Origin of the sequence: Streptomyces sp. CA-250714, from assembly GCF_050936705.1 — a bacterium.
Taxonomy (GTDB): Bacteria; Actinomycetota; Actinomycetes; order Streptomycetales; family Streptomycetaceae; genus Streptomyces.
Genome location: NZ_JBNJMI010000001.1, coordinates 2,782,026 through 2,806,683 on the forward strand (window position 1 = coordinate 2,782,026; position 24,658 = coordinate 2,806,683).

General features: G+C 71.1%; 22 protein-coding genes, 2 tRNA genes and 1 pseudogene. 8 read left to right on the forward strand and 17 right to left on the reverse strand.

The window, feature by feature from the left end:
• Positions 1-89: 89 nt before the first annotated feature.
• The 7 genes and pseudogenes from ACQEU8_RS12245 to ACQEU8_RS12275 form a co-directional block, all read right to left on the reverse strand.
• The gene (locus tag ACQEU8_RS12245; RefSeq protein WP_433099786.1) at positions 90-1,091 is read right to left on the reverse strand and encodes a tetratricopeptide repeat protein; all 1,002 of its coding nucleotides are present in this window, start codon (positions 1,089-1,091) and stop codon (positions 90-92) included.
• Positions 1,092-1,254: 163 nt separating this feature from the next.
• A complete protein-coding gene (locus ACQEU8_RS12250; RefSeq protein WP_433099788.1) occupies positions 1,255-2,571 on the reverse strand; it encodes an HD-GYP domain-containing protein in 1,317 nt (438 codons plus the stop codon).
• A pseudogene (locus ACQEU8_RS12255) lies at positions 2,568-3,401 on the reverse strand (HD-GYP domain-containing protein); the annotation flags it as partial. The gene ACQEU8_RS12250 and the pseudogene ACQEU8_RS12255, both read right to left, overlap by 4 nt.
• A 311-nt stretch (positions 3,402-3,712) precedes the next feature.
• A complete protein-coding gene (gene rsrA / locus ACQEU8_RS12260; protein ID WP_433099790.1) occupies positions 3,713-4,096 on the reverse strand; it encodes a mycothiol system anti-sigma-R factor in 384 nt (127 codons plus the stop codon).
• Positions 4,093-4,764 carry a sigma-70 family RNA polymerase sigma factor gene (locus ACQEU8_RS12265; RefSeq protein WP_433102341.1) on the reverse strand — a complete coding sequence of 224 codons (672 nt, stop codon included), beginning with the start codon at positions 4,762-4,764 and terminating at the stop codon, positions 4,093-4,095. Before ACQEU8_RS12265 ends, rsrA begins: the two co-directional genes overlap by 4 nt.
• Positions 4,765-5,110: 346 nt before the next feature.
• Positions 5,111-5,791 carry an alpha/beta hydrolase family protein gene (locus ACQEU8_RS12270; RefSeq protein WP_433099792.1) on the reverse strand — a complete coding sequence of 227 codons (681 nt, stop codon included), beginning with the start codon at positions 5,789-5,791 and terminating at the stop codon, positions 5,111-5,113.
• A gap of 141 nt (positions 5,792-5,932) precedes the next feature.
• Entirely contained in the window at positions 5,933-6,775 is an 843-nt protein-coding gene (locus ACQEU8_RS12275; protein WP_433099794.1) for an SOS response-associated peptidase, read from the reverse strand.
• 120 nt (positions 6,776-6,895) lie between these two features.
• Here ACQEU8_RS12275 and ACQEU8_RS12280 point away from each other — a divergent pair, with 120 nt between their 5' ends.
• The 4 genes from ACQEU8_RS12280 (at position 6,896) to ACQEU8_RS12295 (ending at position 10,565) form a co-directional block, all read left to right on the forward strand.
• The gene (locus ACQEU8_RS12280; protein ID WP_433099796.1) at positions 6,896-7,648 is read left to right on the forward strand and encodes a M50 family metallopeptidase; all 753 of its coding nucleotides are present in this window, start codon (positions 6,896-6,898) and stop codon (positions 7,646-7,648) included.
• A gap of 56 nt (positions 7,649-7,704) precedes the next feature.
• Entirely contained in the window at positions 7,705-9,117 is a 1,413-nt protein-coding gene (gene aroA / locus ACQEU8_RS12285) for a 3-phosphoshikimate 1-carboxyvinyltransferase (protein WP_433099798.1), read from the forward strand.
• Positions 9,118-9,130: 13 nt separating this feature from the next.
• Positions 9,131-10,150 (forward strand): ribosome small subunit-dependent GTPase A, encoded by a 1,020-nt coding sequence (gene rsgA, locus ACQEU8_RS12290; RefSeq protein ID WP_433099800.1) that lies wholly within the window; start codon positions 9,131-9,133, stop codon positions 10,148-10,150.
• Positions 10,151-10,241: 91 nt separating this feature from the next.
• On the forward strand, positions 10,242-10,565 hold the full coding sequence (locus tag ACQEU8_RS12295; protein WP_433099802.1) for a DMT family transporter: 324 nt from the start codon (positions 10,242-10,244) through the stop codon (positions 10,563-10,565).
• A gap of 111 nt (positions 10,566-10,676) precedes the next feature.
• On the opposite strand, the gene ACQEU8_RS12300 is transcribed toward ACQEU8_RS12295, so the two are convergent.
• Entirely contained in the window at positions 10,677-11,273 is a 597-nt protein-coding gene (locus ACQEU8_RS12300) for a TetR/AcrR family transcriptional regulator (protein ID WP_433099804.1), read from the reverse strand.
• 126 nt (positions 11,274-11,399) lie between these two features.
• Between ACQEU8_RS12300 and hisN the strand changes: the two genes are divergently transcribed.
• A complete protein-coding gene (gene hisN, locus ACQEU8_RS12305) occupies positions 11,400-12,194 on the forward strand; it encodes a histidinol-phosphatase (RefSeq protein WP_433099806.1) in 795 nt (264 codons plus the stop codon).
• Between the two features lie 154 nt (positions 12,195-12,348).
• Entirely contained in the window at positions 12,349-12,771 is a 423-nt protein-coding gene (locus ACQEU8_RS12310) for a CBS domain-containing protein (RefSeq protein ID WP_433099808.1), read from the forward strand.
• A 103-nt stretch (positions 12,772-12,874) separates the two neighbouring features.
• Here ACQEU8_RS12310 and ACQEU8_RS12315 read toward each other — a convergent pair whose 3' ends face one another.
• The gene (locus tag ACQEU8_RS12315; protein ID WP_433099810.1) at positions 12,875-14,341 is read right to left on the reverse strand and encodes a catalase; all 1,467 of its coding nucleotides are present in this window, start codon (positions 14,339-14,341) and stop codon (positions 12,875-12,877) included.
• A 134-nt stretch (positions 14,342-14,475) separates the two neighbouring features.
• On the opposite strand from ACQEU8_RS12315, the gene ACQEU8_RS12320 reads away from it, so the two are divergent.
• Positions 14,476-14,892: a Fur family transcriptional regulator gene (locus ACQEU8_RS12320; protein WP_433099812.1), complete on the forward strand. Its 417-nt coding sequence runs from the start codon at positions 14,476-14,478 to the stop codon at positions 14,890-14,892.
• Between the two features lie 189 nt (positions 14,893-15,081).
• On the opposite strand, the gene ACQEU8_RS12325 is transcribed toward ACQEU8_RS12320, so the two are convergent.
• The 4 genes from ACQEU8_RS12325 to ACQEU8_RS12340 all read right to left on the reverse strand — a co-directional run bounded on the left by ACQEU8_RS12325 (position 15,082) and on the right by ACQEU8_RS12340 (position 20,293).
• A tRNA-Met gene (locus ACQEU8_RS12325) sits at positions 15,082-15,155 on the reverse strand.
• A 69-nt stretch (positions 15,156-15,224) separates the two neighbouring features.
• Positions 15,225-17,105: a tetratricopeptide repeat protein gene (locus tag ACQEU8_RS12330; RefSeq protein ID WP_433099814.1), complete on the reverse strand. Its 1,881-nt coding sequence runs from the start codon at positions 17,103-17,105 to the stop codon at positions 15,225-15,227.
• A 166-nt stretch (positions 17,106-17,271) separates the two neighbouring features.
• Positions 17,272-17,348, reverse strand: a tRNA-Met gene (locus ACQEU8_RS12335).
• A 47-nt stretch (positions 17,349-17,395) separates the two neighbouring features.
• Positions 17,396-20,293: a UPF0182 family membrane protein gene (locus tag ACQEU8_RS12340; RefSeq protein ID WP_433102343.1), complete on the reverse strand. Its 2,898-nt coding sequence runs from the start codon at positions 20,291-20,293 to the stop codon at positions 17,396-17,398.
• 162 nt (positions 20,294-20,455) lie between these two features.
• Here ACQEU8_RS12340 and ACQEU8_RS12345 point away from each other — a divergent pair, with 162 nt between their 5' ends.
• Positions 20,456-21,022 carry a PPA1309 family protein gene (locus ACQEU8_RS12345; protein ID WP_433099816.1) on the forward strand — a complete coding sequence of 189 codons (567 nt, stop codon included), beginning with the start codon at positions 20,456-20,458 and terminating at the stop codon, positions 21,020-21,022.
• Positions 21,023-21,126: 104 nt separating this feature from the next.
• On the opposite strand, the gene ACQEU8_RS12350 is transcribed toward ACQEU8_RS12345, so the two are convergent.
• The 4 genes from ACQEU8_RS12350 to ACQEU8_RS12365 form a co-directional block, all read right to left on the reverse strand.
• Positions 21,127-22,242, reverse strand: a complete 1,116-nt coding sequence (locus ACQEU8_RS12350) for a YlbL family protein (RefSeq protein WP_433099818.1) — start codon at positions 22,240-22,242, stop codon at positions 21,127-21,129.
• A 25-nt stretch (positions 22,243-22,267) separates the two neighbouring features.
• The gene (locus ACQEU8_RS12355) at positions 22,268-22,510 is read right to left on the reverse strand and encodes a hypothetical protein (protein ID WP_433099820.1); all 243 of its coding nucleotides are present in this window, start codon (positions 22,508-22,510) and stop codon (positions 22,268-22,270) included.
• A 254-nt stretch (positions 22,511-22,764) separates the two neighbouring features.
• A complete protein-coding gene (locus ACQEU8_RS12360; RefSeq protein ID WP_433099822.1) occupies positions 22,765-23,265 on the reverse strand; it encodes a molybdenum cofactor biosynthesis protein MoaE in 501 nt (166 codons plus the stop codon).
• Between the two features lie 157 nt (positions 23,266-23,422).
• Positions 23,423-24,523, reverse strand: a complete 1,101-nt coding sequence (locus ACQEU8_RS12365; protein WP_433099823.1) for an SDR family oxidoreductase — start codon at positions 24,521-24,523, stop codon at positions 23,423-23,425.
• Positions 24,524-24,658 lie beyond the last annotated feature (135 nt).

Here is a 24,658-nt window from a genome sequence, read left to right on the forward strand (position 1 = left end):
GCTGAGATCCGCCGGTGAACCGGCTGAGCACCGTACGGCTGCGTACCGTAAGGACCCGCCCTACAGGGTACGGGGCCGCCGGTGGAGGCTCAGCAGACCTCCTCCAGATCCCGCCACTCACGGGTGTCCGGGCTGTCCGCGACCCAGCCGTCCAGCAGCCCGCGCACCAGCGCGGCGGGCGCCGCCAGTCCGCACTCGCGCTCGGGCACCCACAGCTCGCCGGGGCCGCCCTGCGTCATATGGCCCAGCGGCCCGGGGTGGCCGGGCGAACTGTGGTCGTGCGGGTCCAGATGCACGGTCCCGTCGCCCTCGTCGGCCGGCATGGCGCTCTCCGAGCAGGCACGGCACAGCAGCCGCACCGACGAGGACCAGTCCTCGGCGGCGAACCCGGCGTCGGCCGCCAGCCGCTCCAGCGCGTCCCGGTCGCTCTCGGTGGCGGCCTCCAGCAGCACCACCCAGGTGGGTACGGGCGAGGGGGCCCACAGCTCGATCTCGTCGAAGACGGGATAGGAGGGCCCGGCGGCCGTGGTGCGCTCGCCGTGCGGAACGCCGTCGTGCAGTACGACCTCGCCCCAGCGGCGCCCCGAGGAGGGCAACGGAATGCTCTGGATCTCCATCCGGGCCGGGTCGATTCGGCGGCCCCATACGACCTCCGCCTCGCCCTCCGGGGAGAGCCGCACGGCGGCGCTGCCCAGCTGCATACCGGTGGGCTCCTCGGCCGCCGCCGCACCGTGCGACTGTCCGGGCACATGCAGCCCGTACGCCTGCCAGGCACGGCGCGCCAGTGGCCAGTCCTGGAGCGCGGTGGCCGCGATGCCGACGTTCCACCAGTCGGGCGCCCCGGTCTCGCGGTCCAGCAGCGCCACGGCACGCAGACCCGCCGTACGCGCCTGCTCCCAGTCGTGCCGGAACTTGTGCAGCAGCGCGAGGTTGAACCAGGACTCCGAAAGCCACGGCTCCAGGTCGGCGGCACGGGTGAGCAGAGCGCCCGCGTCCTCGTAGCGCCCGTCGCCGATAAGCGTGAACGCACGGTCCGTCGCCTGCCGCCACGAGGCGGAGGGACGGTGCCGCACCTTGCCGAAGATCCTCACTGTGCTCCCGCCGATCCCGCCGTTCCACCTGTCCTGCGGCCCGGCTGCTGCCCGGCCTGTCGTCTGCCGATGGGGGTTCCGTGCACCGGACACCACGCGCCGGTCCTCGCCTCTCGCGGTTCCCCCCTTCGCATCCAACCATGCCCGCTCGGGTGCCCGCTCATTACCCGTGCGTCAGACGTCCGCAGCCCGCACCGCGCCCCTCCCCGGCCCTTGCCACCACGCGTGACAGGGCTTCCACCACGCGTGGTTCGTGGTCACGCCCGGTGGCCGTGCGCAGTTGGCGCAGGGCCCACTCGCGCGCCTCCTCGCCCGTCGTACGGCCCTTCGTGTGGCTGCCCGTGACGAGGTCCTCGTACGCGTTGACCGTACGGACGACACGTGCCGTCACCGACTGTTCGCGGTACGGGTCGGCCTGGGCCTCCACCGCCGACGCCACCCGCCAGCGGGCACCGGCCTGCCGGAGCACCGCGCCGCCGAGCAGGGCGATACGGCGCTGTCTGCCGGGTTCCAGCGCTGTCGTTGCCCCGCCGGGAACCGGCTCGGCCAGCGAGAGCTGCCCCACATCATGTGTGAGGGCCGCATACTCCAGCGCGGTGAGTTCCCCTCCCGTCAGGCCCAGCTCGCGCCCCACCGCGCGGCTGAGCTCCGCTACTCGGCGCGCATGCCCGTGCGGGGTACAGCCGGCCACCTCGGGCGCCCGGGCGAGGGAGGCGAGAGTGCGCCGGTGGGTCGCTCGTACGGAGGCGCGGCGGCGGAGGGCGAACTGGATGACGAGCAACGGCGCGCAGCACAGCAGCAGCGCCCACAGCCCGGCGACCGCGACGGCCAGCGCCAGCAGGACGGCGGTGGCGGCGAGCGCGGGAACGGTGCCGAGCCGGACGCTCAACTCCTGCCGCACCGCCCGCCCGTAGCCTGCCTCGGTCTTCGGGACCGCGGCGAGCGCGTTGGTGGCGGCGGCCAGGAGAGCGTCGAGGCATCCGACGAGCAGCGCCAGGCCCAGCAGACACAGGGTGAAGACTCCGCCCGGCTGAACGGCGCGGCCCAACCAGCCCTCCCCGTACAGCGGTTGGCAGCAGACCGCGGCGAACCCCACGCCGAGCGCCAGCCGTGCGGGCGCCTGCGGCGGCGGCGCCTGGCCGAGCGCGACCTGCGGGGCCAGCCCGACGAGGGAGCCGAAGAGGGCCACCGCGACGGCCTGTGCCGCGCCGGGCCCTGCCGGTGTGCCGCCCACCTGGCCGCAGAGTGCGTAGCCGAGCGCCCCGGCCCCGGACAGCAGTCCTGTGGTGCGTACGCCGACGCCGTCCTCGGTCAGCCGGACGCGGGCCAACTCGCCCACGGCGACGACCAGTCCGAACGCCAGCGCCACATCGGGCCGGGTCACCCCGCGCCACAGGGTGACGCCCAACGCGCTCCCCGCCACCAGCGCGGCCACCCCATAGGCGGCGGCGACCAGCCGTGCGGCCGTCCGCCGCGTCATACGGCCACGCTTCCGCCGGATCGCACCCCGGCCGTCGGACCGGCCGCCGCACCGGCCACCGGGTCCGCGCCGCCGAGGGCGGCACGGGCCGCTGCCGGCTGCGGGGCTGCGCGGGGGTCCGCGGCCGGATCCGCTGCCGGTTTCCGGGGCGCGTGCGGGTCCGCGTACGGCCAGCCGTGCCGGCGCAGCGCGCGGGTGAGGGCCGCGACCATCCGGGGGTCGAACTGCGTTCCCGCGCACCGCTCCAGCTCCTCCAGCGCCGCGGCGACGGGCCGGCCCGGGCGGTAGCAGCGGGTGGAGGTCATCGCGTCGAACGCGTCGGCGACGGCCACGATCCGTGCGGCCTCGGGGATCTCCTCGCCGGCCAGCCCTCGCGGATAGCCGGTGCCGTCCATCCGCTCGTGGTGGTGCAGTACCGCGGCGCGTGCCTCGCCCAGGAAGTCGAGCCCGCGCACGATCTCGGCCCCGTGCTCGGGGTGCTGTTCCATGACGCGGCGCTCGGCGGGGGTGAGCGGGCCCTCTTTCCGCAACAGCCGGGCGGGGACGCCGAGTTTCCCGACGTCGTGCAGGACGCCCGCACAGCGGAGCAGCTCGGTCCGCTCCTCGTCCAGACCCAGCTCGCGTGCGATCAGCGCGGCGGCGAGGCCGACCCGTTCGCCGTGCCCGCGGGTGTAGCGGTCCTTGATGTGCACGGCCTGGGCGAGCGCCTGCACGGCGGCCTGCCGCGCCGCGCGTTCGGGGCGGCACCGCCGCAGCCCCCACCAGGCGAGCCAGACGGGGCCCAGCGCGGGCAGCGCCGCGAGCGGCCCGTAGGCGCTGCGCCACAGGACGACTGCCACCGGCACGGTCAGCACCCATGCCAGTGCGAGCGCCACACGGCTGTCCTCCGCGGGCCCTGCCGCTGCTGCCGGCCGCGCTGTCGCCGCCGCTCCCGCTGGTCCGGCTGTCCCCGCTGTACGCATCGTGAGCCGCATCACCGGCCTCCTCCCCACCTGTCACATGGCGGGGAGAATAGGAGCGGCGGGCAGCGGGCCCGTTGGCCTTCGGGCGCGTTCCCCCGTACGAGACGGCAGGAGCTCACCCGAACGAGCGAGAAAAGACGGAACCACTAGCGCGCGTGCGCCAGGTGCGAACTCCCGGTTCAGGCGGGGTTCTTGTCGTCCTCGGAGCCGGCGGCGTCGACGGTCTCCATCGCGGCGTCGACGGTCCCGGTCCCGGCGGCGGAACGGGTGTCCTCGGCCTGGACGGCATCGGCACTCGCGGGGGTCTCGCCCTGCCGGATCACCTCGATCCGGCCCATGACCTTGGCCCGCAGATCCGAGGGGACGTCGTCCTGCCCGCAGCAGCGCTTGACGAGCTTCTTCACCTCGCGCTCGAGCCCGTACTTCTCGAAGCAGGGCGAGCACTCGTCGAAGTGCTCCTTGAACTTGGCGCAGTCGCCCTCGGGCATCTCCCGGTCGAGGTACTCGTAGAGGTGGTCGAGGACCTCAGAGCAGTCCGTCTCGTGCGGCTCTCCGCAACTCATGAGCCCGAGCCTTTCCGGTCTTGCGACCCGTCCGCCGCGGCACCTGCCGGGACCAGGCCGCGCTCCTGCGCGTAACCCTCCAGCATCTCCCGAAGCTGGCGCCGTCCACGGTGCAGACGGGACATCACCGTACCGATGGGTGTGCCCATGATGTCGGCGATCTCCTTGTACGCAAAGCCTTCGACATCGGCGAGGTAGACGGCGATGCGGAATTCCTCGGGGATGGCCTGGAGCGCTTCCTTCACATCCGAGTCCGGCAGGTGGTCGAGCGCCTGTGCCTCGGCCGAGCGCAGCCCGGTCGACATGTGCGACTCGGCGCGCGCCAGCTGCCAGTCCTCGATCTCCTCCGCGGCACTGCGCTGGGGCTCGCGCTGCTTCTTGCGGTAGGAGTTGATGAAGGTGTTCGTCAGGATGCGGTACAGCCACGCCTTGAGGTTGGTGCCCTCGCGGAACTGGTGGAAGGACGCGTACGCCTTCGCGTAGGTCTCCTGCACCAGGTCCTCGGCGTCGGCCGGGTTCCGCGTCATGCGCAGCGCGGCGGAATACATCTGGTCGAGGAAAGCGAGTGCGTCACGCTCGAAGCGTGCACTGCGCTGCTCCACCGTCTCAGATGCCTGTGTCTCCTGCTGTGCGCTTGAGCCGCCTTCGGTCCCGGTGACCGGACCCACCTCCTCCAACGTCGCGGCGAGCCCGAACGAGGACCCGCTCGAATCGGAGAATAGACGACGATCGCCACCGCCCGCCGCTTGAATCTTCGCGCCTGAGGCCAGCGCCATCGTGGCCCAGTCCAGGTCAGCGGCCCGCGGACGCTGGGGGCAAGCGACAGAACCCATCTGGGCGGCTCCCTTTCCTTCGTGTGGAGAGGTACGGCATCTCACGTTCTTCTCCGGTCACGGGTCATGTCCGTAGCCGGATACCGGGTGCAACCACGAAGGCCCGCCGATCATTCCCGCCCCGGCCGGTCATTCCCAGCCCGCCGCGCTCGCCCGGCCCGCCGCCCGCACCAGCGCTCGCTCACCCGCCGGGCCGGCCGGCGATCCATGCCGTGACGGCGCCGGTGATCACCCCCATCGCCTCCTCCTCGGTCAGCTCGGCCGACTTCGGCAGCGCGAAACCGTGGTCGGCGTACGGCACCTCCACCAGCTCCGTACCGTCCGGGAACTCCGCGGGGCGGCCGAACGGGTCGCGGCCGCCCTGCACCACCAGCACCGGCAGCTCCACGCCGGTCAGCTCGTCGGCGCGGGACTTGTCGGGCTTGCCCGGCGGGTGCAGCGGGAACGACAGGGCGAGCACCGCCCGTGCGCCCAGCTCCCCCGCGGTACGGCAGGCGACGCGGGCGCCCGCGCTGCGCCCTCCCGCGATCACCGGCAGACCGGGGAGCGTGAGCGCGGGCCACAGCGCGCTCCAGGCGGCGTCCAGGGTCCGCGGCGCCGGGGCCACCTTCTTGCCCGCCACCCGCCAGGGCTGCTCCACCAGTGCCACGGTGACGCCCTCGCCGGGCAGCGCGGCGGCCAGTGCCCGCAGGTCGCGGGCCTCGATCCCGCCGCCCGCGCCATGGCCGAGGGCGAGCACGGTGTGCGCCTTTCGCGCCGCGGGGTACCAGGTGATGCGGGCGTCGCCCATGGGCGTCGCGACTTTTTCGGCCTGCCGCTCGCTGCCTGTGTCCTTGCGGCTTTTGTCCTTGTGCGCAGTCATGACCGCATGGTGCCACTGGGGAGGGGATGGCCCTGGCTGCCCGTCCACAAGCTGCCGTTTCGTTGTGGCTGGTGGGGGCACCTCCCGGCCGGAGGCTGGGGGAGCAGTTCCCCGCGCCCCTTCGGGGCACGGGTGAAGCCCCTAGAACAGCGTCTCCTCCTCCGGAGCGGGCAGCTCCTTCAGCAGGTGGGGGCCGTTGTTGCGGACGTTGCTGACGTCCGTGGAGACGGGGTGGGCCCGCATCGTTCCGGGCGGCGGTGGCGTCAGCAACTCGCGGAGCTGCTCGGAGTCCGTCCGCGAGGGGTCCAGCCAGGCGTCCCAGCGGTCCGGGGTGAGCATCAGCGGCATCCGGGGGTGGATGTCGGCCAGCGACCGTGGGCCGCCCTCGCTCAGTTCGTCCGCGTTGGCCAGCGGGGTGGTCTCCGCGGCTGTGGTGATGACGGTGCACGTCGTCCACCAGGCCTGCGGATGGTCGTCGGGCAGCGTCTTGTCCCGCCAGAACTCGTACAGCCCGGCCATCGCCAGCACCGGCTGCTCATCCGCGGAGCCGTCGGTGGTCGGCGCGATGAAGTACGGCTGCTTGCGGGGCCGCTTCCGCTTGCCCTCCTGTTCGAGCTTCAGCTCACCCTGCGCGGTGACCCACTCGTAGTAGCCGTCGGCTGGCAGCAGACAGCGGCGGGCGGCGAAGGGACGGCGGTAGGCGGGCTTCTCGTGCACGGTCTCCGCCCTGGCGTTGATCATCTTGACGCCCATGTCCGGCGTCTTGGCCCAGCCCGGCACCAGGCCCCATTTGAGGGTCCGCAGCTGCCGCACGGGCCGCGGGTCGTCGCCGCCCTTGAGCGGGCGGTCGAGCACCGCGTACACCTGCTTGGTGGGTGCGACGTTCCAGTCCGGTGCCAGCGCCTCCGCGGGCTCCCACTTCTCCACCTCGAACAGCCGGGCCAGATCCTCGGCCCCCCGGCTCGCTGCATACCGTCCGCACATGCCTGCAAGACTGCCACGGCACGCCGGGCCGTCGCCGGGCGTTGACAGGACACGTCGACGTGCGCCGACGGGACACAGCGGGGACACGGCCCCGGAGCACACGAGGAGAGCACCCCGAACATGGACAACGCGAGCATCACGGACGTCTGGGACCGGGTCGTCGGCAGTCAGCCGGACCCCGAGCAGTGGCTGGTGCTCGTCACCGGCCTGGTGGCGCTGCTCGCGGTGGCTCCGCACGGGGTGTGGCGTATCTCGCGGAACGCCGTCACCATCGCGCACGAGGGCGGGCACGGACTCATAGCCCTGGTCACCGGGCGTCGGCTGGACGGCATACGGCTGCACTCGGACACCTCGGGGCTGACGGTCTCGCGGGGCAAGCCGCACGGCATAGGCATGGTGCTGACCGCCGCCGCGGGCTACACCGCTCCCCCGCTGCTCGGGCTGGGCGGCGCCTGGCTGCTGGCCGCCAACCACATCACGGCGCTGCTGTGGGGGGCCACGGCACTGCTGGTGGCGATGCTGGTGATGATCCGCAACGCCTACGGGGTGCTGACCGTCCTGCTGGCAGGTGGCGCCTTCCTGCTCGTCTCCTGGCTGACGGACCCCGAGGTGCAGGCAGCGTTCGCCTACGTCGTGGTGTGGTTCCTGCTGCTTGGCGGAGTGCGCCCGGTCTTCGAGCTGCAAGGCAAGCGGCGGCAGGGAATGCGGCGCGGGGTGTTCCGGCCCGGCGGGATGGCCCAGGGTGCTCCGGACTCGGACGCCGACCAGCTGGCGCGGCTCACCCATCTCCCCGCCGCCGCGTGGCTGTTCCTCTTCCACGCGGTCGCGCTGTGCTCCCTCATCGGCGGCGGGCGCTGGCTGCTCGGGCTGTGACTCCGGCTCCGGTCGGTCACCGAGGCGGCCGAGCCCCAGCCATTACAGTGGGCCCCATGACCGACCAGCGCATCAGCCCCGCAGACTCCGCCCTCTGGCCCGCGCCCACGGCGCCGGGCCGTATCGAGGCGACCGTCACCGTGCCGGGGTCCAAGTCGGTCACCAACCGCGCGCTGGTGCTGGCCGCGCTGTCCTCCGAACCGGGCTGGCTGCGCCGGCCGCTGCGCTCCCGGGACACCCTGCTGATGGCCGGCGCGCTGCGCACCATGGGCGTCCAGATCGAGGAGACGGTCTCCTCCGCCTCCGCCTCCCCCACGGCCGACGGCGGCCGCCCGGCCGGTGAGCGCCCCGGCGGCGAGGCCTGGCGGGTGATCCCGACCACGCTGCGCGGCCCGGCGACGGTGGACGTCGGCAACGCGGGCACCGTGATGCGCTTCCTGCCGCCGCTCGCGGCGCTGGCCGAGGGCCCGATCCGGTTCGACGGCGACCCGCGCTCCTACGAGCGCCCGCTGCACGGCGTCATCGACGCCCTGCGCACGCTGGGCGCACGCGTGGAGGACGAGGGCCGGGGCGCGCTGCCGATGACCGTGCACGGCAACGGCTCGCTGGCGGGCGGTCCGGTGGAGATCGACGCCTCCTCCTCCAGCCAGTTCGTCAGCGCACTGCTGCTGTCGGGTCCGGGCTTCAACCAGGGCGTCGAGGTCCGCCACACGGGCCGCACGCTGCCGTCCATGCCGCACATCCGGATGACGGTCGACATGCTGCGCGCCGCGGGCGCGCAGGTGGACGCCCCGGAGGACGGCGGAACGCCGAACGTGTGGCGGGTGACGCCCGGCGCGCTGCTGGGCCGCGATCTGACGATCGAGCCCGACCTGTCCAACGCGCAGCCCTTCCTCGCCGCGGCGCTGGTCACCGGCGGCCAGGTCACCGTCCCGGACTGGCCCGAGCGCACCACGCAGCCCGGAGACGCGCTGCGCGAGATCTTCACGGCCATGGGCGGCTCCTGCGTACTGGACGAGCGCGGCCTCACCTTCACCGGCAGCGGCCGGATCCACGGCATCGACATCGACCTGGGCGAGGTGGGCGAGCTGACGCCAGGCATCGCCGCCGTGGCCGCGCTGGCGGACGGCGAGTCGGTGCTGCGCGGCGTCGGCCATCTGCGGCTGCACGAGACGGACCGGCTGGCGGCGCTGGTGAAGGAGATCAACGGCCTGGGCGGCGATGTCACCGAGACCGAGGACGGCCTGCGGATCCGGCCACGCGCCCTGCACGGCGGCGTCTTCCACACCTACGACGACCACCGGCTGGCCACGGCCGGCGCGGTGCTCGGCCTGGCGGTCGAGGGCGTCGAGGTGGAGAACGTCGCGACGACGTACAAGACCCTGCCGGACTTCCCGCAGATGTGGGGCGGCATGCTCGGCATTCCGGCAGCAGCCGGTTCCGGAGCCGGAGCCGGAGAGAGAGCCTGAGAGGGCGCCCGCGATGCGCCGCTACGGCAAGCACACCGACGAGGACGACATCCGGGTCCGTCCCTCCCGCCGCGGTACCCGCCCGCGTACCCACACCCGGCCCAAGCACGAGGACGCGGCCGAGGGCCTCGTACTGACCGTCGACCGTGGCCGGCTGACGTGCCTGGTGGAGGACCGCACGGTCACCGCGATGAAAGCACGCGAACTGGGCCGCAAGGCCGTGGTGGTGGGTGACCGGGTGGCCGTCGTCGGTGATCTGTCCGGCGCCAAGGACACCCTCGCGCGCGTCGTCCGCGTAGAGGAGCGCACCTCGGTGCTGCGCAGGACGGCGGACGACAACGATCCGTACGAGCGCGTCATCGTGGCCAACGCCGACCAGCTCGCCATCGTCACCGCGCTGGCCGACCCCGAGCCGCGTCCCAGGCTGATCGACCGCTGCCTGGTCGCGGCGTTCGACGCGGGGCTCGAACCGCTGCTGGTGCTGACCAAGTCCGATCTGGCGCCGGCCGGGCCGCTGCTGGAGACGTACGCCCCGCTGGGGGTGCGTTACGTGGTCACCAGCAGGGACGAGTGGGCCGACGGCTCGGGCGTCGAGGCGGTACGCGAGCTGATGCGCGGTCAGGTCACGGTGTGCGTGGGGCACAGCGGCGTCGGCAAGACGACGCTCGTCAACGCGCTGGTACCAAAGCGGCAGCGGGCCACGGGCGTGGTGAACGCGGTCACCGGACGCGGCAGGCACACCACGACCTCGGCACTGGCGCTCCCGCTGCCGCCGTCCCCCGTCGGCGAGGACGGCTGGGTCATCGACACCCCGGGCGTGCGCTCCTTCGGCCTGAACCACATTCAGCTCTCGCGCGTCATCCAGGCGTTCCCCGACCTGGAGGCGGGCGCCGCCGAGTGTCCGCGGGCGTGCAGCCACAACGAGCCGGGCTGCGCGCTGGACCAGTGGGTGGCCGACGGGCACGCCGACCCGGCCCGACTGCACTCGCTGCGCCGCCTGCTGGCGACGCGGGAGAGGCGTGAAGGGGACTGATCGCTTCCGCCCGGCCGCCGCTGCATACTGGTCTGCCTGCGCTTGACCTTGTCCCAGGGGATCCCGGCGGGAGCGACGAGAGGAAGAGCACATGGCGTGGCTGCTGGTGATAGTCGCGGGGTTGCTGGAGACCGGCTTCGCTGTGTGCCTGAAGCTCTCCCACGGCTTCACCAGGCTCTGGCCCACGGTCGCGTTCTGCGCCTTCGCCCTCGGCAGCTTCGGCCTGTTGACCCTCTCGCTGAAGCGGCTGGACGTCGGCCCGGCGTACGCGGTCTGGACGGGCATCGGCGCCGCGGGTACGGCGATCTACGGCATGGTCTTCATGGGCGATGTGGTCTCCGCGCTCAAGCTGATCTCCATCACGCTGGTGATCGTCGGCGTGATAGGGCTACAGCTCTCCGGCAGCGCGCACTGAGGGAAGCCGCCCCCTGCGCTTGGGCAGTCTGCTCCCCCAAGCTCTTCGAGCAGGGGGTACCCCCAGGGCGCAGGGTGGGCAAGCGCAGCCCCCACGCCGGGTACGCAAGCTTTAGTGGGCCAGCAACGCGCGGACGACCTCGTCCACCCGCCCGCACGGGTCCTCGTCGCCAGACTCCCGCACCGGTGCGATGACGTACGAGAGCGCAACCCGTAACCCCGCGTCGTACGCCCGCTCCAGCTCCCGCCGGCCGGGCCCCTCCCGCGGGGCGGGTCCGCCGACGGGCACCCGTCTGGCCCGGTCCAGCCCGGACACCACTCGGCTCCGCAACGCGGCGGCGAGCTTCCCGGGCTCGCCCGGGGGCGAGGGCACCAGCGCCCCGAAGCAACCGGTGAGCGCGGCGCGCACGATGGGCTCCGTACGCGCCGTACGCAGCACCCAGTGCGCGGCGGCGGCGCAGCAGGCGGCCGGGTCGGCCCCGCTCCGGCACGCCTCGGCCACCGCGCGGCCCGCGCCGTCCAGGAAGTCCTCCAGCAGCCGGTCGACGAGCGCGGCGCCCAGCCCCTCCTTGCTGCCGAACTCGTTGTAGAGCGTCTGCCGCGACACCCCGGCGGCCGCGGCGACATCGACCATCCGTACGACCGCCCACGGCTGTGACCGCACCGCCACGTGAGCGGCGTCCAGCAGGGTCTCGCGTGCAGTAGGCATCGTCGCCTCCCCCGACCGACAGCCCGGCGTGCGGCACAGAATTGACGCACCGCCAAGAGGTGTCAATACGCGGCGCACGCGCATGGCCGTGTGGCCGGGGGTTTCGCCGCTCGATACTGTTCGGACATGCTGGACTATCACGATGATCTGCGTCTCGCCCATGTGCTGGCCGACGCCGCCGACGCCGCGACCATGGAGCGGTTCAAGGCTCTCGACCTGAAAGTCGAGACCAAACCGGACATGACGCCGGTGAGCGAGGCCGACAAGGCGGCCGAGGAGCTGATCCGCACCTCGCTCCAGCGCACCCGGCCGCGGGACGCGGTGCTGGGCGAGGAGTTCGGCACCGAGGGGCACGGACCACGTCGCTGGGTGATCGACCCGATCGACGGTACGAAGAACTATGTGCGCGGGGTCCCGGTGTGGGCGACGCTCATCGCGCTGATGGAGATGGGCGAGGGCGGCGACCGGCCGGTCGTCGGCGTCGTCTCGGCGCCCGCGCTCAACCGCCGCTGGTGGGCGGCGAAGGGCGCCGGCGCGTACAGCGGCCGCAGCCTGTCCAAGGCCACCCGGCTGGAGGTGTCCAAGGTCGCCGAGGTGCGGGACGCCTCGTTCGCCTACTCCTCGCTGCACGGCTGGGAGGAGCGGGGCATGCTGGGCGGCTTCATGGATCTGACCCGGGACTGCTGGCGGACCCGCGGCTACGGCGACTTCTGGCCGTACATGATGGTCGCCGAGGGATCGGTGGACATGTGCGCCGAGCCGGAGTTGTCGCTGTGGGACATGGCGGCCAGCGCCGTCATCGTCGAGGAGGCGGGCGGCACCTTCACCGGGCTGGACGGGAATCCGGGGCCGCACAGCGGCAACGCGGCGGCCTCGAACGGGCTGTTGCACGAGACACTGCTGAGCTATCTGACGGCTTGATCCCACCGCTCGTCCGGGTGGCCTGTACACGCGTCCTTGTTGAGACCTCCCTCACATGTGAACATGAGAATCCGCTCGCTTGTGCCTTTGTGAACCACTTCTCGAGCAGCATCCGCGTGCCGGGAAGCCGTTCCGCCAAGGAGGTAGCCCCCTCATGCCAGGTCGCGTCCACCACGCCATGAGCAAAGTGATCCTCACCATCGGCCCCGCCCACACCCTCCGCCAGGCAGCCCGGCTGATGTCGGCCCGCCGCGTCGGCGCCGCCGTCGTCCTCGACCCCGACACCAGCGGGCTCGGCATCCTCACCGAGCGCGACATCCTCGACTCCCTCGGCGCGGGCCAGGACCCGGACCGGGAGCGGGCACACGACCACACCACGACCGACGTCGTCTTCGCCACACCCGACTGGACGCTGGACGCGGCGGCACAGGCCATGACGCGCGGCGGCTTCCGGCATCTGATCGTCCTCGACGAGCGGGAGCCGGTGGGCGTCCTCTCGGTCCGCGACATCGTCAGGAACTGGTCGGACCACAGTGTTCCGGTGGCGCCGGAGCCCGCGGAGGAAGTGGCGGTCTAGCGCGCCCGGCCGCTCGCCGGGGCCCGGAAGGGACCCGGACGCACCGGAGGGACCGGAGCCCCATGGCGTCCGGTCCCTCCGGGTTCGTACGGCGAGCGGTCGGTCAGCCGCGCAGGGCCTGGACCGCGGCTTCCAGCCGCTTGCCGTAGTCGGGGTCCGCCTTGCGGAAGTTCTCGATCGCGCGCTGGGCGATGTCGTCGCGGGAGACACCCGCGATGGCGTTCGCCAGATTGTCGATCAGCCGGGCCTTCTCGTCCTCCGACATCAGGCGGTAGAGGTTCCCGGCCTGGACGAAGTCGTCGTCCTCGGCGTGCGAGGGAGCCGGGTGGTCCTCCGTGGTGCCGCTGACCGCCAGCGGCTGCCACAGCGCGCGGCCGGTCTCGGCCGGTGCGCCGAAGCTGTTCGGCTCGTAGTTCTTCGCCCCGCCGTGCCGCCCGTCGTACATCACACCGTCCCGGCCGTAGGTGCGGGCCCGGGTCGCCTTGGGCTCGTTCACCGGCAGCAGGTCGGCGTTGATGCCGACGCGGTAGCGGTGTGCGTCGCCGTAGGCGAAGAGCCGGCCCTGGAGCATCTTGTCCGGAGAGGGGCCGATGCCCGGCACGAAGTGGTGCGGGGAGAAGATCGACTGCTCGACCTCGGCGAAGATGTTCCTCGGGTTGCGGTTGAGCTCCAGCTTGCCGATCTCGATCGGCGGGTAGTCCGCGTGCGGCCAGACCTTGGTCAGATCGAACGGGTTGAAGCGGTAGTTGGCCGCCTCCGCCGCGGGCATGATCTGGACCTGCACCGTCCAGGTCGGGTACTCGCCCCGCTCGATGGACTCACGCAGATCACGCTGGTGGCTGTCGGGGTCCTTGCCGGCCAGCTCCTCGGCCTCGGCGGCCGTGAGGTTCTTGATGCCCTGGTCGGTCTTGAAGTGGTACTTGACCCAGAAGACCTCGCCCGCCTCGTTGGTCCACTGGAAGGTGTGCGAGCCGTAGCCGTTCATGTGGCGGTACGAGGCGGGGATGCCGCGGTCACCGAAGAGCCAGGTCACCTGGTGCGTCGACTCGGGCGACAGGCCCCAGAAGTCCCAGACGTTGTCCGGCTCCTGGGAGCCGGTGTAGGGGTCGCGCTTCTGGGTGTGGATGAAGTCGGGGAACTTGATGGCGTCCTTGATGAAGAACACCGGGGTGTTGTTCCCGACGAGGTCGTAGTTGCCCTCTTCGGTGTAGAACTTCAGCGCGAAGCCGCGGGGGTCACGCACCGCGTCCGCGGCACCGAGGTTGCCCGCCACCGTGGAGAACCGCAGGAAGACCTCGGTCTCCTTGCCGATCTCGGAGAGGAACTTCGCCCGGGTGTACTTGGTCACATCGGCGGTGACGGTGAACTTGCCGTACGCACCCGCGCCCCGGGCGTGCACGATGCGCTCCGGGATGCGCTCGCGGTTGAAGTGGGCCAGCTTCTCCAGCAGGTGCTGATCCTGGACGAGCACCGGGCCGCCCGCGCCTGCGGTCTGGCTGTTCTGGTTGTCCGCGACCGGAGCCCCGGCTTCCGTCGTCATGGGTCCGGCCGTCTCGTCCTGCACCGTCACGTGCGCCTCCTGTGCCTCACATCTGTCCTGTGGTTCAACCACTCGCAAGCCTACATTGGACATTGTCTAAGTCAAGAAGAAGCCGAATTCCATACGGGTTCTGTCCATGGACATGCCGCTGCTAGGCTGTAGGCATGAGTGACCTGCTGGAACGGCTCCGCGATCGCGGTTGGCGGCTCACCGCACAGCGGCGAGTCGTCGCCGAGGTACTCGACGGTGATCATGTGCACTACACGGCGGACGAGGTCCATGCCCGCGCGGCGGACCGGCTGCCGGAGATCGCGCGTGCGACCGTCTACAACACGCTGAGCGAGCTGGTCGCCCTCGGCGAGGTGCTCGAGGTGAGCACCGACGGCCGCGCCAAGCGCTACGACCCGAACGCGCGCCACACCCATCAGCACCTGGTGTGCTCCCGCTGCGGGACGATCCGCGACGTCCACCCGACGGGTGACCCGCTGGCCGCCCTCCCGGAGGACGAGCGCTACGGCTTCACCATCGCCGAGGCCACCGTCACCTACCGGGGCGTCTGCCCGAACTGCAACGAGGCCTGAGCGACCCGCCGCACGCCCCCGGAGCCGGAAGCGGCCCGCGTCCCAGTCAAGGGATGCGGGCCGTTTTGTTTGTGCCGTACGCGTTGTGCCACCGCGGCGGACATGCCGTACGGTGCCGTACCGCCACATGAGGGCCGGCCGGAACATGACGAAGGCCCGGATCCGAGGATCCGGGCCTTCGTCTTTCAGTAGCGGGGACAGGATTTGAACCTGCGACCTCTGGGTTATGAGCCCAGCGAGCTACCGAGCTGCTCCACCCCGCGCCGTTGTGTGCACAACTTTAACGCGGGTCGACGACCAGTGCAAATCGAGGTCCCAGGGGCGGGTGGGGCCTAGGCCGTCAGTTCCGAGCGCAGGGCCTCGCGGAGCCTGGCCGCACGTTCGGCCACCTCGACCGGACCCAGCTCCACCGCACGCGCGCACCAGAACTGTCCCTCCTCCAGCTCGCCCCGGCGCGCGCTGATCAGCGCCAGCCGGAGCGCCGCCCTGCCGTGCCCGGCCTCGGCGGCCCGGGTCCACCACAGTGCCGCTTCCGGCTCGCTGCCCTCGCGGGCGAGCAGCAGCCCGAGGTTGAACGCACCGTTCGGGCTGCCCGCCTCGGCCGCGGCGCGGTACCAGCGTGCCGCGTCCACGACCTCGCCGCGTGCGGCCGCGCACATGCCCAGCCGCACCTGGGCGCGGCGGTGGCCGTGCTCGGCCGCACGCTCGTACCACTCCTCGTACTCGGGTCTGGCGCCGTCCGCCCTGCCGAGCTCGTGTTCCGAGCCCAGCTCGCCGGTGCCGCGCCGGGTGACCCGCTCCAGCAGAGCGCCCAGCCGGAAGGCCCCCTCGACGCTCCCGCCGCCCGCGGCGCACCGCAGATGCCGCTCCGCCGTGTGCAGCTCGCCCTCGCGCAGCAGCGCGATACCGACCTGGAGCGCGGCCTCCGCGTGCCCGGACGCCGCCGCGCGCTCGTACCAGGCGCGTGCGGCGCGCTCGTCGCCGCGTCCCGCGTGCAGGATGCCGAGGTTGAAGGCGGCGTCCACACTGCCGGCCTCGGCGGCCTTGGAGAACCACGGCTCGGCACCCTGGGTGTCCCCGCGCTGAAGCAGCAGCACGGCAAGCGCGTTGGCGGCCTCGCGGTGACCCGCGTAGGCGGCACGCCGGTACCACTGCTCGGCCTGCGCCGTGCGGCCCTGCGCCGCGCACAGCAGTCCGAGGTTGAAGGCACCGTTGTCGCAGCCCGCTTCGAGGGCGACGCGGTACCACCGCTCGGCGGCCTGCCGCTCGCCGCGGTCGGCGTGCAGCGCGCCCAGTGCGTTGGCCGCGTTGCCGTCGCCGTCCTCGGCCGCACGGCGCCACCAGACGGCGGCGCTCTCCTCGTCGCCCGCGTCGCGCAGCAGGAAGCCCAGCGCACAAGCGGCCCGCGCCTCACCGTCCTTGGCGGAGGTCAGATACCACCGTCCGGCCTCTTTCAGCTCGCCACGGCGCTCCAGGATGGCGCCCAGGCGCAGCGCCGCCCTGCGGTGGCCGCGGGCGGCTGCCTGCCGGAACCAGCGCTCGGCCTCCTCCTCGGCCTCGCGTACGGCAGCGGCGCCGGACTCGCCCTTGGCGGCCAGCTCTTCGGCCCGCGCGCTGACCAACTGCGCGACGCGGTACGCCGCTTCTCTGTGCCCGCGCTCGGCGGCGGCCCGGAACCACTCCTCGGCACCGTCCTCGCCGTGGTGCTCCAGCAGGTCCGCGAGCGCGTACGCGCCCAGCGCGTGACCGGACTCGGCGGACTGCCGCAGCCAGTAGTGCGCTGCGGGCTCGTCGCCGCGCTCCCGGTGGTACCGGCCGAGCGCGTGCGCCGCGGCTGCGGAGCCGGCGACGGCGGCGGTACGCCACCATCCCGCGGCCTCCTCCGGGTATCCCCTCTGGTGCAGCAGGACGCCCAGATTGTTGGCGGCCGCACGGTCCCCCGCGGCTGTGGCGGCGCGCAGATGCGGCTCGGCACCGTCCAGGTCCCCCCGGCGCAGCAGTTGGGCGCCCAGCACGCTGTCGGCCGCGGTGTTGTCCGCCGCCGATGTCGTCACTGTCGCGGTCCTGTCCGCTGTCGTCCTCCCGGCTGCCGCCGTCCTTCCGACTGCTGCGGTCTTCTCGGCTGCGGTCTGCTCGGCGTACTCCTCCACACTCAGGCTCGGACCGGGACGTACCGGGTCCGTCAGCCTTGCTTTCTCCCCCATAAGCTCCATCGTCGCACCACCTGCAACCCGCGTACACCTGGTATACCGCAGCCAGTGAGGTCACTTCAGAGGTTTGTCGACTTCCCGACGTAGAGATACTCCAAACCCCTGGGCCCCGCTGTCCCCCGCACAAGCGAAGAGGCCCGGAGTCTGTTGACTCCGGGCCTCTTCCATTTGGTAGCGGGGACAGGATTTGAACCTGCGACCTCTGGGTTATGAGCCCAGCGAGCTACCGAGCTGCTCCACCCCGCGCCGTTGTGTACATAACTCTACACCACGCCACGGGGTGACCTGACCAGCTAGCTGTTGCCGCCGGGTGGGTTCTTCTCGGCGGATCCGTTCTTGCCCCCGCCCTTCTGCTCGGCTTCGGAGGCGTCGCGCAGCGCTTCCTCCAGCGCCTTCTGCTGCTTGCCGTACTCTTCCCAGTCGCCCTTCTCGCGGGCCTTCTCGCTCTTGTCCCACGCGGTCTGGGCGTCCTTGAGGGCGTCCTCGACCGTGGCGTTGGGCGGATCTTCCTTCTCGCCCTCGTCGCCGGGACCGGTTCTCTCCCCGCTCTCCTGGCCCTTGGTGTCGAACACCTTGTCCAGTGCCTGGTCGAGACTGTCCTCGAAGGCGATGCGCTCGTTGTAGGCGACGAGCACCTTGCGCATCCGTGGGTAGTTGGTACCGGCACCGCGGACGTACACCGGCTCCGCATAGAGCAGGCCGCCCTCCAGTGGCACAGTCAGCAAGTTTCCGTACTCGACCTCGGAGTCACCCTTCTTCAGGATGTTGATCTTGTCCGCGATGACGGGATCGGAGTTGAACTTGCTCTGTACCTGCGAGGGTCCTGCCACACCGGTGTTGGGTGGCAGTCTCAGCAGTCTGAGCTTCCCGTAGTCACTGCTGCGCGCATCGGCGTCGACGGCCATGAACGCGCCGAGTGTCTCGCGCTTGTTCGGGTTGTACGTCGTCGTGAGCTGGAACTGCTGGTTCTGCTGTCCCGGCATCTTCATGCTCAGGTAGTACGGCGGAACCGCGTTGCCCTTGTGTGTGGGGTCGTCCGGGACCTGCCAGCGCTCACTGCCGCTGTAGAACTGCGACGGCGAGGTCACGTGGTAGGTCTGGAGCAGGTCCCGCTGCACCTTGAACAGGTCCTGCGGATAGCGCAGATGGTCCATCAGGTCGCCGCTGATGGCGCTCTTGGGCTTCACCGTGTTCGGGAACGCCTTCATCCATGTCTTCAGTACCGGGTCCTTCTTGTCCCACTGGTACATGTCGACCTTGCCGGTGTAGGCGTCCACCGTCGCCTTGACCGAGTTGCGGATGTAGTTGACCCGGTTCTGCTGGGCGACCACCGCGCGCTGGCCGTCGGTGAGCGAGTCCGCCGTGGTGTCCCCCAGGGTCGTACGCGACGAGTAGGGGTAGCCGTTGGAGGTGGTGTAAGCGTCGACGATCCACTTGATGCGGCCGTCGACCACGGCCGGATACGGGTCACCGTCGATGGTCAGCCAGGGGGCGACCGCCTCGACCCGCTCCTTGGGGGTGCGGTTGTACAGGATGCGCGAACCCTCGCCGATCGCCCCTGAGTAGAGGATCTGCGGCTCGTTGAAGTTGACCGCGTAGGCCGCCCGGTTGATCGGGTTGGAGAGGTTGACACCGCTCTTGGCCTTGTAGGTGTAGGTCTTCTCCCCGTTGTCGTCGGCGTAGTCGAGCTCCTTCTGCGGCCCGCCGACGATGGAGTACTGCGTCGTCTTCTCGCCGTAGTAGATCCGGCCCTGGTACTTGTCCAGGTTGCCCCTGGGCGGCAGGTCCTTCTCGGTGAAGTCCGGTGCGCCGTCCTTGTCCACGGAGGTGCCCTTGGCGGCGACCATGCCGTAGCCGTGGGTGTACTTGAAGTGCTCGTTGATCCAGTTCTTCTCCGGGATGCCGCTGGTGTTGATCTCCCGGAGGCCGACGACGGTGTCCTGCTCCTTGCCGCCCTTCTTGTAGCGGTCCACATCGAGCGTCGCGGGGAACTGGTAGTACCCGCGCACCTGCTGCTTCTGCTGGAAGGTCGGGGAGACGACGTTCGGGTCCAGCAGACGCATGCTCGCGGTGGTGTCCGCCGCGTTCCTGAGCTTCTCGTTGCCGGCCTTGCTGGTGCCTGTGTAGTCGCGCACCTCGGCGTCGTCGATGTCGTACGCCTGGCGCGTCGCCTCGATGTTCTTCTTGATGTACGGCGTTTCCTTGGCCTGCTCGTTCGGCGCGACCTGGAACTTCTGCACCAGCGCCGGGTAGAGCCCGCCGATCAGGATGGCCGAGAGCACCATCAGTCCGAAGCCGATGACCGGCAGCTGCCAGGTGCGGCGCCAGATGGTGGCGAAGAACAGCAGTGCGCAGATGATGGCGATGATGAACAGGATCGTCTTCGCCGGCAGGTAGGCGTTGGCGTCGACGTACTTGAGACCCGTCCAGCTGTCGGTCGACTTGAAGTCGCCGGACTTGACCGCCAGCCCGTACCTGTCCAGCCAGTAGGCCACCGCCTTCAGCCCGACGAAGATGCCCAGGAGCACCGAGAGGTGCCCGGTCGCCTGCGCCGTGGCGCGCGCGCCCGGGGTGGTCACCCTAAGTCCGCCGTAGAGGTAGTGCACCAGCGCGGCCGCCAGCAGCGAGAGGATCGCGGCGGCGAAGCCGAAGCTCAGCAGGAAGCGGTAGAAGGGCAGATCGAACGCGTAGAACGAGATGTCCTTGTGGAACTGCGGATCCTTCGTGCCGAACGAGACGCCGTTCACCCACATCAGCCAGGTGCGCCACTGGCCTGCCGCGGAGGCGCCGGAGATCAGTCCGACCAGGGCTGTGACGCCCAGCAGCACCCATTTCTTGTAGGGCGCCAGCCCCATGCGGTAGCGGTCGAGGCTCTGCTGCTCCAGCGACATCGCGCTCAGCGGCGGACGCAGCCGGTGCGCCAGCCAGATGTTGAAGCCCACGGCCACGGCCATCAGCAGTCCGAAGACCGCGAACAGGCCGACCTTCGTCCACAGGGTCTTGGTGAAGACCGAGCTGTAGGCGACCGAGCGATACCACAGCCAGTCCGTCCAGAACCCGGAGAACATGACGAAGAGCATCGCCAGAACGACCAGCACGCCCGCTGTCATCAACAGCGTCCGGGCACGCCGGGATGGCCGGCCCACTCTGATCCGTGGCCCGGAGGGGCCTCCTGAGCCCCGGTCCGGCATCTGGAAAGCCAAGGTGCGCACCTCAAAGATTCGCAGTTTATGAAGCGATGATGCTGGGCCCGCATCGTAAGGCCCATCTAGGCAACTTACTCAAGCTTTACCCAGTTCCCGATTCCGGGGTCCGAGTCATGTTTTTCGCACCGGAGACGGCACGATATGGGCATGGACAACCTCTCTCCCGAGGGCACGCCCCTCGCCTCCGGACCCCTGACCCGCGCGGTGCTGGAGATCGACGAGTACGCATCCGGGCTCGGCTGGGACCAGCCCGCGCGGCTCTTCGCCCTGGTGGACACCGAGCGGCTGCGGACCGAGGAGCCCGGGCTGGCGGGTCAGCTGGGCCTTGACCAGCAGGCGAACGACGCCCGGGGAACCACCTTCACGCCCGTCGAGCAGGACGAGATCCCCGCGGACGCGCCGCTGGACGAGTTCCTGGGAACCATCGCGTGGCCCGAGACGGTCGACGGCTGCGCGGTGACCGTCGAGCGGCTGATGCTGCCGCCGTCGGCCGAGGCGGCCGTGCCGGAGGACCTGGACGAGGAACAGCTCGCCCGGTGGGTCGCCGAGCACCCGGAGCGCAGTGAGGTGCGGATGACGGTGGCGGTCCTGCGCGATGGTGAGCGGGAGTCGGCGCTGCGGCTACGGGAGAAGGACTCCCCCACCGAGGTGCTCACCGGCTCCGACCTGGTGCCCGGTCTCGCGGAGGCGCTGGCCGCGACGTTCGAGGAGTAGCGCCAGCCCCTCGGGGCCGTCGGCCGGTTTCCGGGAGCCCCCGACTGGCAGGGCACAGCGGGCCGGATAGTCGGCGGGCCCGGCGGCGGTGGGAGGACGGCGGCTCAGTGCGCCTTGCACTGGGTCAGCTGGTCCGTCTTGCCGCTGCGGATCTTCTTCAGCGAGCTGAGCGCGTCGTCCATGGAGGAGGTCTTCACCAGGGTGAGACCGTCGGGCTTGTCCTTGGCGGCGGCGGCGCAGTTGCCCGCCGGAGTGAGGAAGTACTCGGCGCCCTGCTTGCGTGCCCCGACGGTCTTCATCTGTATGCCGCCGATCTCGCCCACCTTGCCGTTGTCTTCGATCGTGCCGGTGCCGGCGACGAACTTCCCGCCGGTCAGGTCGGTGGGGGTGAGCTTGTCGACGATGCCCAGCGCGAACATCAGCCCGGCGCTGGGACCGCCGATGTCGGCGAGCTTGATGTCGATCTCGAACGGGAAGCTGTGTCCCACCGCAGGCTGGATGCCGACGACCGCGCGACCGTCGTCCGAGGCTTTCCTGGTGCCGACGGTGATCTTCCTGGCGTCCTCGGCGGACGGCTTGTGGCCCTGCTTCTGGGCGGCCTTCGCCTTGGCCGCCGGGATCACCGTGAAGGTGACCTTCTCCCCCGGCTTGTGCTCGGTGACCAGCTTGGCGACGCTCTCGGCCCTGCCGACCGGGGTGCCGTCCACCGCCGTGATGACATCTCCCGCGTGCAGCCGGTTGTGGGCGGGGGCGCCCTTCTCGACGGAGCCGACGAGGACGTGGGTGCCGACGGGGATGTCGAGTTCCTTCAGGGCCGCGGCCTTGGCGCTCTCCTGGGAGGCGGTGAACTCCTCGGCGTTCTCCCGGTCGACCTCCTGGGCCGACTTGTCGTCCGGATAGAGCGTCTCGTACGGAACGACCAGGCTGTCGTGGCGCAGCCAGCCGGACAGCGCCCCGATGAGGGTCATCCGGTACTCGGAGCCGGTGACGCGGACGGTCGTCATGTTCAGGTGGCCCGAGGTGTCGTACTTCTTCGGCTTGCCCTTGTGCCCGGGCTCGTTCTTGACCTTGAGCACCGGATCGCCGCTGTGCACGCCCAGGGTGTTCACTGTCGGGCCGGGTGACATCTCGGCATAGGGCACGTTGATGAGTGCTCCGGCGCAGAACATCGTTATGAGCAGCAGCGCAGAGGTAAGCAGGGTCGCGGTGCGGCGAGGCATGGCACGACAGTACGGGAAGGGTCTGTCAGCCTGCTTCCCGGGCCGGTCCGTCCGGGGTCGCACGGGCGCTCGCCCCCGCCGAGGCGAGCTCGGCGTCCGTGGCGGCGCTGTCGGAACTGCCGCGTTCCATGGCGGCGCGGAAACGTTCGTATCCGGCGACGCCCGCGGCGTCGGGTGTCTTGGCCCGGCGCCGCCCGACCCAGCTTCCCCACAGGCTCGCGGCGACTGCGGCGACCAACGGAATCAGCAACCAGGCGAGAGCCGCCATCTGGAACCTCCCGACCCCTCGTAGGTGCCTCCCGGGCACACGGCCCGGCGACCGGCAGACCGGCCGATGAGCAGATTAACCGTCGGTGTCTCAACGGTCGGTTCCAGGACCCGGTTACGCAACCGGAACGAGCCGCACCCGCGTGCGCTGCCGGGGTCGGCCGAACGGTCTCGGGCACAGCGGGACGGTCTCGGGCAGGGGACGGTCTCGGGCAGGGGACGGTATTGGGCAGGGGAGGTATTGGGCAGCGGGCCCTAGACGCCCACCCACTCCTCGGTGCCGTCGGAGAACGTCTGGTGCTTCCAGATGGGGACCTCGTGCTTGAGGTCGTCGATGAGCTTGCGGCAGGCGTCGAACGCCTCGGCGCGGTGCGGGCAGGAGACGGCCACCACGACGGCCAGGTCACCCACCTCCAGGTCGCCGACGCGGTGCACCGCCGCCAGGGCGCGCACGGGATGGTCGGCGACGACCTTCTCGGCGACGCGGCGCAGCTCGGCCTCGGCGCTGGGGTGCGAGGAGTAGCCCAGACGTGCGACATCGGTGCCACCGTCGTGATTGCGGACGGTGCCCACGAACAGTGCGGTGCCCCCCGCGGCGGCGTCACCGACCGCGGTGAACACCTCGTCCACGGACAGCGGTGCCTCACGGATCTCCAGCAGGCGGATGGGGTCCTCGGCCCGCTGCTCGCCCGGGTGGTCGGAGGGCTCGGCCCTGCGGCCGGAACCGTCGTCGTGCGTCTGTGCCATGCCGGTCATGCTGCCCTACCTGCCGCGAATCCGGAACACCTCACTGCTGCGCTGCGGCGCTGGCTGCTGTGCCGCCCGACTGCTGTGCCGTAGGGCTCGACTGCTGCGCCGCGCCTTCCGACTGCTGTGCCGCTACACCTGTGCTGCCGCCTGCCCCGCTCTCCGCTCACAGCCCGCGCCGCTTGCGGGCCCTGCGCACCAGTGCGGCGGTGCCCAGCAGTGCGACGGTCGCGCCCGCGGCTCCGGCCGCTGTTGCCGCCTCCGTACGCCCCAGCCGCCGTCCGGCGACCGTGTGCCTGCCGGCGACCTCCTCCAGCAGCGCGGCGAGGACTTCCTCGTTCGTCCAGCGGGGCCGCCATCCCGCGTCGTGCAGCCTGCTGCCGCTGACGACCCAGGGGTACATGGTGTAGGCGAGGTCTGCCGCGGGGGACGGAGTCAGCCCGAGCCGGTGCAGCCGGGAGGCGGCGCCCAGCGCGACGCTGGAGGGCAGTTCCATGCGCCGCATGCCGGTCAGCTGCTCGACCTCCTCCTGCTCCAGCCAGCCGTCGCAGCCGACCACCATCTCCCCCTCGACCTTCTCCAGGGCGGCGTACTCGAGGGCCGTGACCAGGTCCTCGACGTGGCAGAACTGCCAGCAGGGACGCGATCCGGCGACCACCAGGAGCCGCGGTGACTCGAAGTGGCGGGTGAGCGTGGTGTCCGTACCCGCGCCGACCAGCACGGTGGGGCGTACGACGGTCACGTTGAGACCGGGGTGCGCGCGGGGCGCACGGCGGGCGAGACGTTCGATCTCCAGCAGGTCGCCCACGCCTGTCGCGTCCGCCGTTGCCCGCAGTTCGGCGTCCTCCGACAGCGGTACGTCGTTGTCCTGGAGCGCTCCGTAGACCATCGCGGAGGTGCACAGCACCACCCTGTGCACACCCGCCGCCGCTGCGGCGGTCAGCACGGTCTGGGTGCCGCGCACGTTGTAGGCGGTACGGGCCGCCGGGTCGGTCTCCAGATCCAGGTCGAGCGCCAGGTGGACGACGACATCCACCGGATCGCCGTCGCCGCGCAGCCGGTCGGCGATGGCCGGGTCGCGTACGTCCAGGGTGTGCCACTGGGCCTCGCTCACCTCGCCGCGGCGCTCGTCCAGGGCGATGACCTGCTTGATCTCCTCGGAGGCCGCGAGCCGCTCGGTGAGCAGCGCGCCGACCCCTGCGGCGGCGCCGGTGACGGCGACGGTCGGGGTTCGCGCTGCGCGAACGTGGGACTCGGAGGAACTCACCGGGCGTCTCCAGTGGTTGTTTCTGGTACGAGGTGCGCAGGCTCCATCCTGCCTGACTGGTGTCTAGGCTGGGGGCAGAGCTCGCAGATCGCACCAAGGACATACCGACACAGACCCAGACCGTACCCAGGACAC

What these genes read in the sequence shown, in the direction of transcription:
- hisN (WP_433099806.1), top strand. Translation starts at nt 11,400, where the DNA reads ATGCTGGACTATCACGATGATCTGCGTCTCGCCCATGTGCTGGCCGAC.
- rsgA (WP_433099800.1), top strand. Translation starts at nt 9,131, where the DNA reads ATGCGCCGCTACGGCAAGCACACCGACGAGGACGACATCCGGGTCCGT.
- ACQEU8_RS12345 (WP_433099816.1), top strand. Translation starts at nt 20,456, where the DNA reads ATGGACAACCTCTCTCCCGAGGGCACGCCCCTCGCCTCCGGACCCCTG.
- ACQEU8_RS12280 (WP_433099796.1), top strand. Translation starts at nt 6,896, where the DNA reads ATGGACAACGCGAGCATCACGGACGTCTGGGACCGGGTCGTCGGCAGT.
- ACQEU8_RS12320 (WP_433099812.1), top strand. Translation starts at nt 14,476, where the DNA reads ATGAGTGACCTGCTGGAACGGCTCCGCGATCGCGGTTGGCGGCTCACC.
- ACQEU8_RS12330 (WP_433099814.1), bottom strand. Translation starts at nt 17,105, where the DNA reads ATGGAGCTTATGGGGGAGAAAGCAAGGCTGACGGACCCGGTACGTCCC.
- ACQEU8_RS12250 (WP_433099788.1), bottom strand. Translation starts at nt 2,571, where the DNA reads ATGACGCGGCGGACGGCCGCACGGCTGGTCGCCGCCGCCTATGGGGTG.
- ACQEU8_RS12295 (WP_433099802.1), top strand. Translation starts at nt 10,242, where the DNA reads ATGGCGTGGCTGCTGGTGATAGTCGCGGGGTTGCTGGAGACCGGCTTC.
- ACQEU8_RS12310 (WP_433099808.1), top strand. Translation starts at nt 12,349, where the DNA reads ATGCCAGGTCGCGTCCACCACGCCATGAGCAAAGTGATCCTCACCATC.
- ACQEU8_RS12355 (WP_433099820.1), bottom strand. Translation starts at nt 22,510, where the DNA reads ATGGCGGCTCTCGCCTGGTTGCTGATTCCGTTGGTCGCCGCAGTCGCC.
- ACQEU8_RS12360 (WP_433099822.1), bottom strand. Translation starts at nt 23,265, where the DNA reads ATGACCGGCATGGCACAGACGCACGACGACGGTTCCGGCCGCAGGGCC.
- aroA (WP_433099798.1), top strand. Translation starts at nt 7,705, where the DNA reads ATGACCGACCAGCGCATCAGCCCCGCAGACTCCGCCCTCTGGCCCGCG.
- ACQEU8_RS12270 (WP_433099792.1), bottom strand. Translation starts at nt 5,791, where the DNA reads ATGACTGCGCACAAGGACAAAAGCCGCAAGGACACAGGCAGCGAGCGG.
- ACQEU8_RS12300 (WP_433099804.1), bottom strand. Translation starts at nt 11,273, where the DNA reads ATGCCTACTGCACGCGAGACCCTGCTGGACGCCGCTCACGTGGCGGTG.
- ACQEU8_RS12340 (WP_433102343.1), bottom strand. Translation starts at nt 20,293, where the DNA reads ATGCCGGACCGGGGCTCAGGAGGCCCCTCCGGGCCACGGATCAGAGTG.
- ACQEU8_RS12275 (WP_433099794.1), bottom strand. Translation starts at nt 6,775, where the DNA reads ATGTGCGGACGGTATGCAGCGAGCCGGGGGGCCGAGGATCTGGCCCGG.
- rsrA (WP_433099790.1), bottom strand. Translation starts at nt 4,096, where the DNA reads ATGAGTTGCGGAGAGCCGCACGAGACGGACTGCTCTGAGGTCCTCGAC.
- ACQEU8_RS12350 (WP_433099818.1), bottom strand. Translation starts at nt 22,242, where the DNA reads ATGCCTCGCCGCACCGCGACCCTGCTTACCTCTGCGCTGCTGCTCATA.